At 64.9% G+C, this 16366-nt stretch carries 10 protein-coding genes; 5 read left to right on the plus strand and 5 right to left on the minus strand.

The window, feature by feature from the left end:
- Positions 1-9 precede the first annotated feature (9 nt).
- Positions 10-1629 (minus strand): serine hydrolase domain-containing protein, encoded by a 1620-nt coding sequence (locus P7C00_RS19910; RefSeq protein ID WP_404937191.1) that lies wholly within the window; start codon positions 1627-1629, stop codon positions 10-12.
- Between the two features lie 239 nt (positions 1630-1868).
- On the opposite strand from P7C00_RS19910, the gene P7C00_RS19915 reads away from it, so the two are divergent.
- The gene (locus P7C00_RS19915; protein WP_404937192.1) at positions 1869-2651 is read left to right on the plus strand and encodes an ATP-grasp domain-containing protein; all 783 of its coding nucleotides are present in this window, start codon (positions 1869-1871) and stop codon (positions 2649-2651) included.
- Between the two features lie 7 nt (positions 2652-2658).
- Here the strand turns inward: P7C00_RS19915 and P7C00_RS19920 are convergent, their stop codons facing one another.
- The 3 genes from P7C00_RS19920 to P7C00_RS19930 all read right to left on the minus strand — a co-directional run bounded on the left by P7C00_RS19920 (position 2659) and on the right by P7C00_RS19930 (position 4762).
- On the minus strand, positions 2659-3201 hold the full coding sequence (locus P7C00_RS19920; RefSeq protein ID WP_346635350.1) for a TetR/AcrR family transcriptional regulator: 543 nt from the start codon (positions 3199-3201) through the stop codon (positions 2659-2661).
- The gene (locus P7C00_RS19925; protein WP_346635382.1) at positions 3194-3742 is read right to left on the minus strand and encodes a dihydrofolate reductase family protein; all 549 of its coding nucleotides are present in this window, start codon (positions 3740-3742) and stop codon (positions 3194-3196) included. The genes P7C00_RS19920 and P7C00_RS19925 overlap by 8 nt, the downstream gene beginning before the upstream one ends.
- A gap of 114 nt (positions 3743-3856) precedes the next feature.
- Complete coding sequence (locus P7C00_RS19930) at positions 3857-4762, minus strand: LysR family transcriptional regulator (RefSeq protein ID WP_404937193.1); 906 nt, start codon at positions 4760-4762, stop codon at positions 3857-3859.
- A gap of 92 nt (positions 4763-4854) precedes the next feature.
- Here P7C00_RS19930 and P7C00_RS19935 point away from each other — a divergent pair, with 92 nt between their 5' ends.
- Positions 4855-5808, plus strand: coding sequence for an SDR family oxidoreductase (locus tag P7C00_RS19935; protein WP_404937194.1), 954 nt, complete (start codon positions 4855-4857; stop codon positions 5806-5808).
- Positions 5809-5815: 7 nt separating this feature from the next.
- Here the strand turns inward: P7C00_RS19935 and P7C00_RS19940 are convergent, their stop codons facing one another.
- The gene (locus P7C00_RS19940) at positions 5816-8884 is read right to left on the minus strand and encodes an autotransporter outer membrane beta-barrel domain-containing protein (protein ID WP_404937195.1); all 3069 of its coding nucleotides are present in this window, start codon (positions 8882-8884) and stop codon (positions 5816-5818) included.
- A gap of 215 nt (positions 8885-9099) precedes the next feature.
- On the opposite strand from P7C00_RS19940, the gene P7C00_RS19945 reads away from it, so the two are divergent.
- The 3 genes from P7C00_RS19945 to P7C00_RS19955 are packed head-to-tail and all read left to right on the plus strand — an operon-like array spanning position 9100 to position 16339.
- Positions 9100-11922 carry an ATP-binding protein gene (locus tag P7C00_RS19945; RefSeq protein ID WP_404937196.1) on the plus strand — a complete coding sequence of 941 codons (2823 nt, stop codon included), beginning with the start codon at positions 9100-9102 and terminating at the stop codon, positions 11920-11922.
- Positions 11919-13199 carry an EAL domain-containing response regulator gene (locus P7C00_RS19950; protein ID WP_346635345.1) on the plus strand — a complete coding sequence of 427 codons (1281 nt, stop codon included), beginning with the start codon at positions 11919-11921 and terminating at the stop codon, positions 13197-13199. The genes P7C00_RS19945 and P7C00_RS19950 overlap by 4 nt, the downstream gene beginning before the upstream one ends.
- Before the next feature lie 8 nt (positions 13200-13207).
- Positions 13208-16339 (plus strand): ATP-binding protein, encoded by a 3132-nt coding sequence (locus P7C00_RS19955; protein ID WP_404937197.1) that lies wholly within the window; start codon positions 13208-13210, stop codon positions 16337-16339.
- Positions 16340-16366: the final 27 nt, after the last annotated feature.

Consider the following 16366-nt stretch of genomic DNA (forward strand, 5'->3'; position numbering starts at 1 on the left):
CACTGGCCACTATTGCCCCGTCACCTTCCTGAACCGCAGGTTGCGCGCCACGCTGCTGGTCAACACCTCACCCTCCTCGGCAAAGCTGATCACCCCCAGTTCACCGGCGCGAAAGCGCTCCGTCGTCAGCGGCTGCAAAGGGTAGCTGTGCTGGCCGATACGTACGTAAAGCTTGCCTTGCCGGGGGTAGACCTTGAGCTGTCCGGGGCTGGTTTGCAGCGCGTAGAGGCCGACATAACGACGGATGTCCTCGGGTTTCCAGGCCGGCGCCAGGACATAGGTCGAGGCCGGGTTGTTGCCAACGATCCGTGCCCCCGGTGCCGCCGCCAGATAGATCGGGATGCCATCGTTGTCCGCCGCCATCAGTTGATCGCTCTGGCGAAGCAACGGCAGGACCTCGTGAAAGGTGTCCAGGACAAACTCATCGCCGGTGCGTTGCAGCTGGAACTGATGACCGAGATCATCCAGGTAGGTGCCGGCCACCAAGGTATTCAAGAACGCCTTGGGCAGCGCCTTGATGCTCGGCGGCGGCGCTGGAATGTCCGTGTACCGGGGTAACCAGGACGGGCCCAGCATGACATCCAGCAAGCGGTGCCCGCGCTCCGACGCGTCCCCTTCCGTGCTGTTGCACAGGACCACAGTGGCTACATCCAGCTTCGGGTACCAGGCCACATCGGTGCTGAAACCGGCCCAACTGCCGCTGTGGGACACCTCTTGCAAGCCCCGATAACTGCGGTTGGCCAGGCCCATGCCGTAATAGCCCGGGTCACCGTCGTTGAAGGGCTCGGTCTGGCGCATCTTCTCCACCAGCGCCGTGCCCCCGACCCGCCCCGTGGACAGGTTGCGCAACCACAGCATCAGGTCTGCCACATTGCTGTGCACCTGACCGTCGCCGGTCTGTTCCCAGCGGGCATCCACGGCTTCGGGGCCCTTGGACGACTCGCCCTGTTCATAGCCCTGGGCCAGGTTCGGCAACTGCACCGGGTACTGATCGACAATGCTCGAGCGACTCATGCCCAGAGGCTGGAACAGATGGGCTCGACTGTAGTCCTTGAGGGGCATGCCGGCGGCTCGCTCGGCGATGCTCGACAACAGCACATAACCGCTGTTGCTGTAGCTGAACTCGCTGCCGGGGGGAAACATCAGAGCGTTCTGTTTGAACAGCAGATCCAGGGCCTGTTGCTGGGTAAAGCGCTGGTTCAGGGCAATCCCCGCCAACTCCGCCAGCAGCATGTAGTCCTGCAGGCCCGAGGTGTGGTGCAGCAGATGACGGATCTGAATGCCCTCGGCATAGGCCGGCAGTTCCGGCACAAAGCGCCGGATCGAGTCATCCAGATCCAGGCGGCCTTGGGCTTCGAGCTCAAGGATGGCAAAACCGGTGAACTGCTTGGACACCGAGGCCAGGTTGAACAGGGTGTCGGCCTGGATCGCCCGGCCGGTGGCCAGGTCGGCAGCGCCGTACCCTGCGCTCCAGATCGTTTTGGCGCCGCGCATCACCCCGGCGGCGCAACCGGGCTGGTCCGGCTTGATGTCGTCGAACACCTTGTGAAACGCCGCAGGCGCGGTGGCATGGGCCAGGGGCATCGCGCCCAAGGTGCAGATCAGCAAGGTGGCAAGCATGCAACGCATGGGTTTTTCCTCTGGTCACGTCGATCCTTCAGGCTCCTCGGGAGCCGCCCCAGTATCCCCATGGCAAGCGTTGGAATCTGTCTGCAGTCAGTGATTTTCTGTGAATAAACGTGCACAGATGTGAGACGCGGCGGGCCCAGGAAGAAAGCCTGCACAAATGCCGTTATCATCGACCGCTCGTACGCCATCCTCACCCGCGTCCCTTGACCCGGCCCCCCTTTCACCCGATGGAACCTGCCATGCACCTGCTGTATCCCAGCGACCCGTTCGACCCCAAACGCCCGGACGAGCATTACCTGGACGAATATGAGGCGGTGCTGGCCGCTGGCCTGAACGCCTCGCTGTTCTCTTTCGAGGATTTCGAAAGCGGCCGCTTCAAGGCTTCCCCGGCCCTGCCAGGCGACGAGCCGGTGCTCTACCGCGGCTGGATGCTGACGCCCGAAGGCTACGGCGCGTTGCTCGAGCACTTGCACGCCAAGGACGCCAAGGAATTCACCTCCCTGGCCCACTACCGACACTGCCATCACCTGCCAGAGTGGTATCCGCTGCTGGCCCGGTACACCAGCGAGACCCGGGTACTGGCGCCCGACGCCGACTTTATCCAGGCACTGGCAGACCTGAACTGGCCGGGCTATTTCATCAAGGACTACGTCAAGTCACTGAACACCGGCAGCGGCAGCCTGGTGGCTTCGCCGGCAGACATAGCCCCATTGGTAGAGCGCATGCGTCAGTATCGCGGGCAGATCGAGGGAGGCATCTGTGTCCGGCGCCGGGAGGACTACCTGGAGGACAGCGAACGGCGCTACTTCGTGCTCAACGGCAAGGCCCATGCGGCACAAGGCGAGGTGCCGGCACTGGTGAACGAGTGCGCCGCGCTGATCGACAGCCGGTTTTTTTCGCTGGATGTGGTTTTGCGGGCCGACGGCGTGCTGCGTCTGGTGGAACTGGGGGACGGTCAGGTATCGGACCGCAAGGAGTGGTCGGCGCAGCGCTTCGCCGCCATGCTCGGCGCTGCCGACTGAGCACTGCTCAGCGCAGCAAGCGCCGCAACCCCGCCTCAAAAGCACCCTCAAGCCCCGGCGCGCCCTCCCCGGCCAGAGCCAGTGCCAGGGCGTGGCCGTGGGTGTAGTCCACCAGCAGGTCGAACAGCACCGGGTCATCGTCGAGTTGCCGTACGGCATCACGCAGGCGCTCACTGAAGGCAGCCAGGGCGCCATCGAACAGCTGCGGATCGCTGAGCACGCACAGGGTAAGGGCCGGATGTCGACGGACCCGCGCCATGTAATGGCCGAGCAACACCTGGACCCGTTGCAGCGCTGGCAGGTCCTCCTGCGGTTCCGGCAGTGGCACGCCGTGCACCCGCTCCACCAGCAGGCGCATCAGGTTGTGCTGGTCGCCCACGTGATAGGCCACCGACATCGGGGTGATCCCCAACTGTCGCGCCAGGGCCCGGCCGCCGAATCCCTCGGGGCCCAGTTCCTCCAGCAATCTCAGGCCGGCCTGCAGAACCTGATCGAGATTCAGCGAACGACCGGCAGCAGGACGACCGCTACGCTTGGCGCGTTCACTCATCGGGGCGGCTCCCCTCGACGCGATAGCAGGTGCTGACCAACCCATCGGGATACTGCCGCGAGGCGATACAGTGCAGTCGCAGGTCGCCTTCAAGCCCACCAAACAAGGGCCGCCCACTGCCGATCAGCACCGGCACCCGGGTCAGGGTCAGCTCCTGGATCAGCCCCGCCTGCAAAAAGGCCCGGATCACCGCACCGCCATCGATATAGGCCCGTGTCCAGCCTTCGCCCCGCAACTGCGCCACCAACTCCGCGGGCTGCGCGGCGCTGATGCGCAGCTTGTCCCGCAGGTGCTGCGGCACATCCTCAGCCGCAAGGCTGCGGCTCATGACCACCACCGGCTTGTGGAACGGCCAGGACTCGAAACCCAGAACGCTTTCATAGGTCCCGCGCCCCATGACGATGCCATCCACCGAGGCCATGAAAGCCGCGTAGCCATAGTCCTCGCCGGACTCGCCACTGGGCAGCCAGTCGATGGCACCATCGTTGCGAGCGATAAAACCGTCCACCGAAGTGGCGATGAAGACCTTGCCGAATGCCATAGCCATTGCCTTGAGAAAAAACATACGGCGTATGATAAACCACTTTGGGGAGTATCGGACAATCAATAGGCCGCTCGACGGGCGGCACGTCTTGCGCGCAACGCTGCCCTGCCCTCAGTCTGCCCCGGCGTAGGCCACCAACCCATGCACCAGTGCGGCGAAGGTCACCGCGCAACGGGGGCTGTTGCGCAGGTCCTCATGCATCGCCACCCAGGTCTCCAGCCGCACCGAAAACTCCTGCGCCAGAACCCGTACCAGGCGCGGATCGGCGCTGGCCAGACGGACCTGGCACGCGCCAATGCCAAACCCCGCGCGCAACGCCGCCAGTTGCGCCAGATCGCTGTCGCTGCGCCAGGCGAAACGGGCGCGGGAGAGCAGCGGATACTGCTGTTGCAGACGGCGGATAAAGGCGGTTTCCCGATCGAACCCGATCAAGGCATGCTGCTCCAGCTGCTCCAGGGAAGCCGGCGTGCCCTGGCTCGCCAGATAATCCCGATGGGCATGCAAGCCCACTTCGATGTCCGCCACCCGGCGGACCAACAGCGCCTCCTGGGTCGGGCGAAACATCCGTACCGCGATGTCCGCCTCCCGTTGCAACAAGTCATCCGCACGGTTGGACAGCACCAGTTCGATCACCAGTTGCGGATGCTGCTGACGCAAGGTGGCGAGAATCGGCGGCAACACCTCGACGCCGATGATTTCGCTGGCCGAGATGCGCACGCAGCCCTGCACGCCCGCGCCCTGGCTGCTGGCGACCCGGCGCAACGCCGCGTCTCCCGCCGCCACTTGCAACAGATAAGGCTTGAGCTCCAGAGCCGCTTCGGTGGCGGCATAGCCATCGAAGGAACGGATGAACAATTTCAGGCCCAAGGCCGACTCGAGCTGGTCGATATGCCGCCCGACCGTGGGCTGGGTCAGGCCCATGGCACGGCCGGCAGCAGAGAGTGAGCCGGTCTCCAGGACGGCGAGAAAGCTCCGGTACCAGTCCCAGTTGGGCGGATGGTCAGTCAGGGTATGCATTTATGTATAGAAACCATCAACAAGTGGGCAATTTCCATTTAGCCGAGGATTTCGCACCCTGCAAGCTCTCTTCAACAAAAAGGAAGCCTGTCATGCCACAAATAGCCTTGTTCGGCGCCGTCGGTGCCATCGGCCAAAGCATTGCCAGTGCCCTGCACAGCCAGGGGCAAACCTATCGTGTGGTGGGCCGCAGCGAGGCCGGCCTGGCCCAGGCCTTCGACGCCGACCCACTGGCCGAACGCGTCACCTGGGACCCGGACGTGCCCGCGTCGATCGCCGCCGCAGCGGCCGGAATCGACACCCTGATCTATCTGGTAGGGGTCGACTACTGGCAGTTCGAACTGCACCCGCAACTGATGCGCAAGACCCTGGAAGGGGCGATCGCTGCCGGGGTGCGCAAGGTCCTGCTGATCGGCACTGTTTACCCCTACGGCATGGCCCAGACCCATCCGGTGCGCGAAGACCATCCGCGCCAGCCCAACAGCTTCAAGGGGCGCATGCGCAAGGCCCAGGAAGACCTGCTGTTGCAGGCCCATGCCAGTGGCCGTATCCAGGCGGCGGTACTGCGCCTGCCGGACTTCTACGGTCCCGGGGTCGACAAAAGCCTGCTGCACGGCGCCTTTCAGGCGGCGGTTAAGGGCGGCACCGCGAACCTGGTGGGGCCCCTGGATCGCCCCCACGAGTTCGTCTTCGTGCCGGATGTGGGCCCGGTGGTCTGCCGTTTGATCGACCAGCCCGACGCCTTCGGCAGGACCTGGCACCTGGCAGGCGCCGGGGTCACCAGCCAGCGCGACCTGCTGGCCCTGATCCGCCAGCACGGCGGCGCGCCCTTCAAGCAGCGGGTGATCGGCAAGCCCCTGCTGCGCCTGCTGGGGCTGTTCGATCCGCTGCTGCGGGAGATGGTGGAGATGCACTACCTGATCAGCTCGCCGCTGATCCTCGATGACTCGGCCCTGCAAGGCTTGATCGGGCCCATCGCCAAGACGTCCTATGCCGAAGGCGTGCGCCGGACCTTGCAGGCGGCGCACAACGCACAACAGCCGTGAAGTCGCCTCAGAAGCTCAAGCGGTAACCGACATTGGCCGCCCAGGGCCGGTCGATGTTCGAACCTTCACTCGTCTCGACCTCGGCATACACCTGATGGTTGCGGGTCAGTTCCCCGGTGATTCCGGCACCGGCATACCAGCCGCCACCGCTGCCATCGGGACGGCTGCCGATGCCGTTGGTACGCACCTTGTTCTGCGCCGAAAGATCCTCGATCCAGCCGGCCTTGAGGTAGGGCTGCAGGCGCGTGCCATTGTCCAGCTGCAGGTTGCGGCCAACCCGGGCGCCGCTGCGGACCTGGGTCGACAAGCCATCACCGGGCTCCACTTGCAGTCCGTTGTCCAGGCGGTAGTTGTCCGAACGGGCGTAGAGCATGGAGACCTGCACCTGGGGCTCGACGAACCAGCGGTCGCCGAGATCGATCTGTTTGCCGGCCTCCACCGACAGCCCCGCGCCCTTGCTGCGCGCGTGCCCGGAGACCTTGGCGCCGTCGGTGCCCCACACGTCCAGGCGGGTGGACCAGCGGTTCAGAGTCAGCAAGGTATCGGTGTACCAGCCCGAATCATCCAGGTAGGTGGCGTAGCCGCCCAGGTGATAGCTGTCGAGCTTGCCGCTGCCTTCGCGCTTGAAGTCGCGGTCGGTCTGGCTGTATCCGGCGAGCGCACCCACCACGAGTTGACCGCCCTGAGTATCGATCCGCGTATCGATCCCCAGTTGAGTGCCTTGCACCTGCTGGGAAAAGTTGCGCCCCACGCCGTTATCCAGGGACTGCTGCTGACCGAAGCCGCGGACCCACACCCCCTGGCGCTGCGCGCCTTCACGCAGCTCGCCGACCCGCTGCACCAGCGTCGCCCGCTCGGCGTCCCAAGTGGCCCGCAAGCTGGCGATGGCGCTGCTGTTGATGGCCGCGCTGGCACCGGTGGACAGGTTGTCCGGCCCCGGCGTCGGCTGGCTGCGGCCCACATTGACCAGATTCCAGTTGCCCTGGGTATCGGCCTGCAGTCCATAACGGTAGGTCCCGGCGTCCACCATAGCGCCCTGGTTGGCCAGGCTGAACGAACCCGGGCCGCCGGCGCTCTGCACCAGGGTCAGGCGTTGCCCCTCGGCCCCGGGTTCGGACCCGGAGTTGCGGACCAGGATGCTGTTGTCGCCAGTCACCTGGCCACCGACGATCAGGCGGTCGCCCTGCTGCCGCCCCAGGTCGGTGTTCATGATGTAGTGGCCATCGCCCGTCAGGTCGCCGGTCACTTGCAATTGCTTGAAGGCCCCTGCCAGTCCCGGGTCGGCGAATTCCACCACCCCATGGTTGGCCAGGCGACTGAGCACCGAATCACCGCGCAAGGTCCAGGCGCTGCTGTCGTCCAGGGACAGTTGGGTGTCACGCCCGCCCCCCAGGATTGCCCCCTCCAGGCTGGAGTGATCGGCCAGGGACAGCTGCAGGCTGCCGCCGTCCACCCGCACGTCTCCCGACAGATGGGACCTGACCGCCTCCAGGTTCACCGCCTCCGCCAACACCCCACTGGTGCGGTCGGTGATCCACAACGCGGTGCCCGGCTGACCGCCGCTGCGGCCGGTCAGGGTGCTGTCGGTGAAGCGCGTGTTCAAGCCGCCACCGTTGACCAGAATGCCTGCTCCGTCCTGGGTCTGGATGTGGCTGGCGGTGACCTGAACCTCATTCACCACACCGGCGCTGGTGGCGTAACTGACAATGCCGTTGGCGTTGGCGCCGCCGGTGCTCAGGGTCGAGCCCTGGAGCAGGGAGTTGGCGTTGTTGCTGATGGCCAGGCCATGGGCCTCTCCACCGGAGGTCAGCACATCGCTGTCGATCGACTGCACACTGGCGCCCCGGCCAGACGCGAACAGGCCATAGCCCAAGTCGCCGTGGGTGACGACGCGACTGTCGTTGAGGGTGATCTTGGCCCCCCCTATCCGCGCCAGGGCGCCCACCGCGCCACGGCCCGACGTCTCGATCAGGGCCCCGCGGACGTTGAACACCGCCCCCGGGCTGTTCGGGGTATCCGCTGATGCGTACAGGGCATGGGAACTGTTGCCCTGGGTGATGACGGCACCGCCGTCCATGGTGAACACACCGGCGCGGTTGTCGACGCCCACCGCCGCAGCCCCCTTGGTTTCCAGACGGGTGTCCTTGGCGTCCACCCGGGTGTTGCTCCCCGGCATCCAGATCGCCGTGCCGTAGTCACCCAGGGTGGTGATCTGCACGTTATCCAGATCGGCCGTGGCCAGGTCGGCATTGACGTTGATGCCGTTGCCATTTTGCGAGGTGATCTGACTGTCGCTCACCACCGCAGTGCCACCGGGCACCTGATAGAGCGAACTCAGGGTAATGCCATCGCCCTTGGCGTTGATGGTGCCGTTGCGAAAGGTCAAGGCGGCGCTGGTCACACCAATGCCACGGCCATTGCTGGACGTGACATCGACCCCATTGGCACTGATGGACGAGCCGACGCCTTCAGCGGACATCGCCCCGATGAAGCTTTGGGAGTCAACGCTGACCCGCTCCAGCTCGACGGACGCGCCGTCGGAGGCGCGCACAACGACGGCAGAACCGGTCGAGCTGTTGCTCAGGGCCATGTCCGCAGCCTTGATGCTGGAGCCCTTGCCACTGGCAGACAGCGCCTCGGCCTGGTTGCCGGCGGTGCTGATCGAGCCTCCGGACAACAGCGCCTGGCCGCCGACGGTGACCGTCACGCCGCGACTCTGGTGACCGCTGGTGGTGATCTGCGCATTGTTCAACGTCAGGCTACTGCCGGCGCCGCTGACCACCGCGCCCGTGGCGAAATCGGAACCACCGGTGGTGATCTTCACATCCGACAAGCTGGCCTGGCCGCCGGCCTCCACTTGCACCCCTACCACCGAACTGCTGGAGCTGCCCGCCGTGACCTTGATCTGGTAGTCACTGCCCTGCAACTGGTTCTGCGCACCACTCACCCGTACCGCCGGGCCGCTGCCGGAATGTTCGACGTTGGCCCCGTCCAGGGTCAGGGATTGCCCACCAGGCGAGGACAGATCGATCGTGTCGTAGTCGGCCGCCACAGCGGACAGGGGGGAAAGTGTCATCAACGACAGCGCCGAACTGACCGCTACGCTTATCGTGTTCTTAACCAGAGTCATAAACTTTCAAGCCTTTGCGTTAAAACACAAGAGGCCCGCATGTTCGAGTCAAGAGACCAACTAACAAATAAGAATCTTCTTAAAGACCGGGCATTAAGAATATTCTGAAGAAGCCAAAAGATAGTTCTATTTACCATGGGCCGATGCACACACAAGCCCACTTGCCACCCGTAACCAGTCACTTTGCCGGGGCCCATATTCCGGTGGTACTGCTACGTCTGTTCATGTACAGCCTGCTGTCCTGCATCCTGATCATTGCGGGCTTTGTGGTGCACTGGTCACTGAATGAAACCCTCTCCAACTATCGACGGCAGATGAATGCCGCGGCATTTAACGCCCAGCAGTTCTTCAATCAGCGAGAGAGCCTGCTAAAGGCCATTTCCTCTTCAGCCGTAGGCACTAGCGAAGAACGCCTTACTTCAGACAGCAGGAACTTTCTCGCAAGTAATAACCAGTTACGCCTATTGCCACTGGGCAATAAGCCCCCAGCATCGAACTGGGCCCTGGTGCTCACTGCGCGTGATTTGGAGGAAGTCGACAGCACCCACAGCCGCCTGCTGTACCTGGCGCCGGAGCAGGACCTGATCCGCACCCTCTACGACCCAGCGGGCGCCCATGCCATCGAGTCGGTCCCCAGGGCCATCGACGACCCCTGGCTCAAGCACCTCGACCAGCGCGCCGCACAGAACCTGCTGTACCAGCACCCCGGGGCCCGAACCCTATGGTCCTGGGCCGCCAGCGGCCGGCAAAAACAGGTGTATCTGCTGCGCCCGGTGGACGAGCGCAACGCCGCCGATGGCTGGCTCGGCCTGGAGCTCAACGACATCGACCTGGCCCTCGATCCCCTGGGGCTGCACCAGGGTAAATACGTGCTCTATGACGCCGCCGGTGCGGTCGTGCTGCACAGCGCCGCCTGGCAGGTCCCCGAGAGCCTGTCGCAATTTCGGGCCGACGAAGACTCCTTCGGCCTGCACCGGTTGCGGGGGCTGCCGGACTACATAGTGCTCAACAAGTCGGTGGGCAACGCTGGCTGGCGCCTGGTGTACTACGCACCGGTCAGCCAACTGCTGCAGGACACCTCGGGCCCTCTGTACAGCAGCGCATTGCTGACCCTGCTGCTGTTCGCGGCGATCTTCCTCGGGGCGCGCTACATCCGCCTGCGCCTGGTGGAGCCTGCGATACGCCACTACAGCGCCTTGAACGACAGCGTCTCGCTCAATCGCCGCTTTATCGAGGTGGCACCGGTGGGCCTGTGCCTGATGCGTCGGGACAACGGCCGGCTGATCCTTTCCAATGCGGCGGGCCGGTGTTGGCTGGCCTCGACGCCCGAATGGCGCGAGCGAATCCTCGACACACCCCATGATCAGGTGCAAACCATCGACCACGCCCTGGCGGACGGCAGGTTCATCCAGCTGACGTGCGCCCCTACCGGCTACAACGGCGTGGCGGCGGTGCTGTGCTGCATCAGTGACGTCACCGACTTCAAGCTGGCCGAACAGTCGCTGCTGCAGGCCAAAGGTCTGTCGGACCAGGCCAACCGCGAGAAGACCCTGTTTCTGAGCACCCTCAGCCACGAAATCCGCACCCCCATGTACGGCATCCTCGGCTCCCTGGAAATGCTCCGTACCACGGCCCTCAGTCCCGAGCAGAACGACTACCTGGAAGCCACCCAGCAAGCCTCCTCGGTGCTGATGCGAACCATCAACGACACCCTCGACATGTCGTTGATCGAGTCCGGGCGGCTGACCCTCAACTGCGCACCGTTCTCGGCGGTGCGACTGGTGGAAGAGGTCGCCTTCAGCTACTCGGCCAGGGCCCGCAGCAAGGGTCTGCGGCTGTATGTGACTCTGGACCCGGACACGCCGGAGCAGGTCATCGGCGACGGCGGACGCATTCGTCAGATCCTCAACAATCTGGTGAGCAATGCCATCAAGTTCACCGAATCCGGCCAGGTGGTCATGCGCTTGCACTGCGAACTGCCTCCGGGCCAGCCACCCAGGCTGCGCTTCCAGGTGACGGACACCGGACCGGGGATCGATCCGCAGTTTCAGGCCAGCCTGTTCGAACCCTACTATCGGGTGCCCGACTGGCTGGGCCAGAAAGCCTCTGGCACCGGGCTGGGCCTGGCCATCTGCGAACGGCTGGCGTTCATGATGCAAGGCCGGCTCGCAGCCATCAGCGAACCGGGGCTGGGTTCCAGTTTCAGTTTCAGCCTGGACCTGGAGCCGTGCGCCATCGTCAGCGAAGCCGAGGCGCCGCGCCTGGGGGTGATCCCGGTGTACGTGCACGGCGATGTGCGGGAGGTGACCCTCAACCTCTGCCAATGGTTGCGCCGCTGGGGCGCCCTGGCGCTGCCCTACTCCGCGGACCGCAACCCGCAGGCGCGCCAGGCGGTGCTGGTGGAGGCCTTCTTCGGCACCTGCCGGGCCATCAACTGGGGCGGCCCTCGGGTGATCATGCACGCCCCTGGCCTGGGCCCGCCGCAGCCTCAGGCCGGCGACAGCTGGGTGGCCCGCACCTTCAGCCTCGACAGCCTGCGCAACGCCGTGGCCCAGGCCCAGGCCGGGATTGTCAGCGAAGGTCGTTTTGCCTCACCCCAGGCCCTGGCCCCAAACCTGGACCTCAAACTGCTGGCGGTGGATGACAGCCCGCTGTCGCTGCAAGTGCTGTTCCAGCAGGGCCGCTACCTGGGCAACCGGGTGGTGGCCTGCAGCAGCGCCGTCGAAGCCCTGAAACGTGGCGACCTGCTGTCCTTCGATGGGGTCCTCACCGATTTGCAGATGGCACACATGGACGGTCTGTCGTTCGCTCGCACCCTGCGCAAACAGGGCTTTTGCGGCCCCATCATCGGCATTACCGGTGAACTCTCGCCCTTGCTGCGTGGCCGTTGCGAAGCCGCCGGGATCCGTCACCTGCTGATCAAGCCGGTGCCTCTGGACGCCCTTAGCGAAGTGCTTCAATCAATCAAGAGGAAAGTCACGTGAGCCTGCCCAAGCCGCTGCGAGTGCTGGTGCTGGACGATCATCCGCTCCACTGTCTGCAAGTCAGTCAACTGTTGCAGGAAGCCGGGTTCGGCCCCGTGGACACGGCCTTCGACGGGCGCCAGGCGCTGGCCATGCTGCACCGCCAGGTCTACGACCTGGTGCTGCTGGACCTGCACATGCCGGAAATGGATGGCGTGCAGTTCATCCATGCCCTGACCGGCGTTGAGCGGGTACCGATTCTGGCGATCGTGTCCTCCTGCTCCCGCCGACTGATGAACAGCGTCAGCCTGATGGCCAAGGAAAAGGGCCTGGCGGTGCTGGGCACCTTCTCCAAGCCCCTGCAAGCCAGGCATGTCGAGCAAATCAGCGCCATCATCGGGGCCGGCCAGGGCCCTGCCCTGCCACTGCCCCCGGAGCATGAGCCGGTGTTCGAACGCGAAGTCCTGGAACGGGCCATCGCCCGTCGTGAACTGCGCGCACGGTTCCAACCCCGGCGCGCCCTGGACAGTGGCCGGATCGTCGGCGCCGAAGCCCTGGTGCGTTGGCACAATCCGTCCTTCGGCCTGTTGATGCCCGATTCCTTCCTGGCCTCCATCAGCCGCTGCCGGCTGGATCACGCCCTGTTGTTGCTGATGCTCGACGACGCCATCCAGGCGCAACGGCACTGGCAGCGCCTGGGCCATCGCCTCACGGTCTCGGTAAACCTGCCCACCGGCCTGCTGGAGGACCCCGGCCTGCCGGACCAGTTGCAACGCATCACCCTGGCGGCCGGGCTGGCCACCCGCGATATCTGCTTCGAGTTGCTGGAAACCGAGCGGCCGTTGTCCCCCGGCCAGTACCACATGGGCGCCAGCCGCCTGCGCCTGAAAGGTTTCGGCCTGGCCCAGGACGACTTCGGCATGGGCTACAGTTCGATGTACGCGCTGATTTCCACGCCTTTTACCGAACTGAAGATCGATCGCCACTTTGTCCACGGCGCCGCAGCCGATGAGGCCCGGGCCGCAGCCCTGGTGGCGGCGGTGCAACTGGGCCGGCAGTTGGGCCTTGAAGTGGTCGCCGAAGGCGTAGAATCGGCCCGTGACCTGGAGTTTCTACGCTTGATTGGCTGCGACAGCGCCCAGGGTTACCTTATTTCCGCGGCATTGGAGCTGGACGCTTTTACACAACTGCTGGGATGCAGTGTCACACCGCCCTTTTCGCCACCCACCCGGCCTGTCTCTCCCAACCCATGCCAGATATCCCGCTACGACGCATCGCCCAAAACTTCCGACGGCTGAATGTCGTCATGTTCGTCATTCTGCCCTTGCTGCTGATCATGGGCGGCGCCCTGTTCTGGGGGGGCCAGCGGATCATCCGTCAGGAGCAGGAACGGATGGCCGTGGATTTCCAGTTGCTGACCCGCTACATGGGCGAGCAGCAAGCCCTGCTCCGGCGCCTGGCCGGAGAACCCATACTCGAAGACAACAATGCAACCCAAGGCTCACCGCAGGTTTTCCACCTCATGCACCAACAGCAGGCACTGGGCGCCACACTGTTCCAGGGCCGCCTGTCGTCGGTGGAAGTCCCGTTCACCCTGGTGTGCGAAGACATGACCCAGTGTCCCCTGGACAGCCCCCGGGCCGTTGGCCTGGGTCGCTACCTGGCGGATCTCTATTCGAGTTTCTGGGTGCGTTCGAGTTATCCGGCCTCGGCCCTGCTGCTGGTGGATGCCGGTGTCGGCAGCACCTATACCGTGCCCACCGTCGGCAGCAGCCAGCCGCGGCTGTCCGCCGCCCTGGCGATGGCCAGCATCAAGGCCATACGCACCAGCGCCACGGATCACAACGAGATCCGCTGGATTCACCTCAAGGACTTTCCGGAACAGATGCTGGCCTTTATCCCGCTGCACGGCCTGTCCCTGGGCAACGGCGTGGGCAAGACCTATGCTGCCACCCTCACCTACCGGGACCGCATCAACGTCTTTTCCCGACCACTGCAGCGCAACTTCTACGATGCCTTCTGGCTGCAAAGCCAGCACGACGGCCTGTTGCTGGGGGAGCTCCCGCCGCCCACGCAGCTGACCCGGGAGGTCAACCTGCGCAGCGACGGCCTGGTGTTCCGGATCAGTGACGAGAGTGCCATCTGGACCGGCTACTACCTGCTCACCTACAGGACCCTGTTCCTCGGGCATAGCTGGCCCTTGGTGGGCGTCTTGCTGCTGCTGTTGCTCAGCCCTCTGGCCGGCCGCAGCTACGCACGCTGGTACCAGCGCCGGGTAATAGTGCCGGCGCAACGGGCCCACACCGAGCTGGTGGAAAACGACCAATTCAGCCGCACCCTGCTGGAAACCACCCCGGTGGCCCTGTGCGTGCTCAGCCGCGAACACAGTCGGATCGTCTTCGCCAACAACCTGGCCTTGAAGTGGTTCGATACCCAGGTCGGGCAAAGCCTGCAGGACAGCGGGCTGGAACACGAACTGCTGGAGCGGATCACCCAGGCCCGGGGCCCGGGAGAAGTGGAGAACTATCAGAGCCACGACGGCCGCTCGTTCTACATCGCCTATGCGCCCACCCGCTACCGCAATCAGGAGGTCCTGATCTGTGCCTTCGCCGACCTCAGCGTCCGGGCCCAGATGGAGCAACAACTGACCCAGGCCAAGCAGGCCGCCGACAAGGCCAACGGTGCCAAGTCGGTGTTCCTCGCCACCATGAGCCATGAGATCCGCACACCGCTCTACGGTGTCCTCGGCTCACTGGAACTGATGGGGCTGACCGACCTGGACCGGGAGCAGCGCCAGTTGCTCGAACGCATCCAGGTGTCCTCGGCGCTCTTGCTGCAGATCATCAGCGACATCCTCGACATCACCCGGATCGAGTCCGGCCAGCTGTCCCTCGGCGATCAGCCCTTCGATCCCCGGGCGCTGGTGCAGCGCTGCACTGCGGCCTTTATCGACAGTGCCCGGAACAAGGGGCTGCTGCTGTTCTCCTGGGTCGACCCGACACTGCCCCAGGCCCTGCTCGGCGACCCCGGGCGGATCAGCCAGATCCTCACCAACCTGATCAGCAATGCGATCAAGTTCACCCATTCCGGGCAGGTGATCGTCCGCGCCCGGGCCGAACCCGGCAGTGACGGCCGGACACGGCTATCGCTGCAAGTGGCGGACACCGGCATCGGCATCGGCCAGGAGGAACAGCAGCAACTGTTCATCCCCTTCTATCAGATCGATACCCACTCCCACACCGTGCACGGCGCGGGCCTGGGCCTGTCGATCTGCGCCAAACTGGCCGCGCTGATGGGGAGCCGGATCCACCTCACCAGCGAACTGGGCCTGGGCAGCAGTTTCTCCCTGCAATTGGATCTGCCGGTGGCCAGCGAGCCCCTCGCCGAACGCCAGCCGGAGCTCAGCGGCGCCCGGGTCTATGTCCAGAGCCCCCACCATGAACTCAGCAGCAACCTGTGCCAGTGGCTGGAAAAATGGGGCGCCCGAGCCAGCCCCCTGGAAGGCTCGAACCCCGCGCCCCAGGCCCCGGGCATTGTCCTGTGCCTACTGGACGACAGCCCCGACACGGCCCCGCAGCAGGCCAGCGGCTTGATCCGCATCGACCTGGGAGGCCATTACCAGGGCCCCGGCGCGAACCTTGCCCAAGCCTGTGATTTCAGTGCCATCGGCCGGCTGATCGAACGCAGCCTGGGGCGTCCCGCCGACACCCCCAGCGAGCAGGCCGAGGAACTCAGCGCCCTGCCGGCCCTGGGACTGAACGTGCTGGTGGCCGAGGACAACCCCATCAACCAGGCGACCCTGAGCCATCAACTGCAGCAACTGGGCTGCCGCAGCACCCTGGCCGCCGATGGCGCCGAAGCCCTGGACCTGTGGCGCGTGGGCGACTACGACCTGTTGCTGACCGACGTCAACATGCCGCGCATGAACGGTTACGAACTCACTTGCATCCTGCGGGCCTCAGGGGATGACCGCCCCATCATCGGCATCACCGCCAATGCCATGTGTGACGAGGAGACCCGGTGCCAGGCCGCCGGCATGGACGCCTGGCTGGTCAAGCCGGTGCCCTTGCAGACCCTGCGGGCCAGCCTGCTGCGGCTCACCCAGCTCGACCCGCAGGAAGACGAGGCTTCGCCCTCCACCCTGCGCCAGCCCCCGGAACCTGCGAGCCTATCGAGCAACCTGCGACAGATATTCATCAGCACCATGGCGGTGGACCTCGAACAATTGCGCCAGGCCATCGACAGACAGGATTACCCACACATCTTCCACCTGCTGCATCGGATCCGCGGGTCCCTGGCGGTGACCGGCTACGACACCTTGATTCAACAGCTGGAAGCCTTGGGACATAGCCTGCGACAAGCCGGTTTGACGCCCACCACGCGCGCGAATAGCCTGACGCTGCTGCACGCCTTGCAGGACATCAGCCAGCCCGACTGAGCTCTCGCTGCACTCGCATCTCTGCGC

The sequence above is a fragment of the Pseudomonas sp. JDS08PS003 genome (genome assembly GCF_045013505.1).
GTDB lineage: Bacteria > Pseudomonadota > Gammaproteobacteria > Pseudomonadales > Pseudomonadaceae > Aquipseudomonas > Aquipseudomonas protegens_B.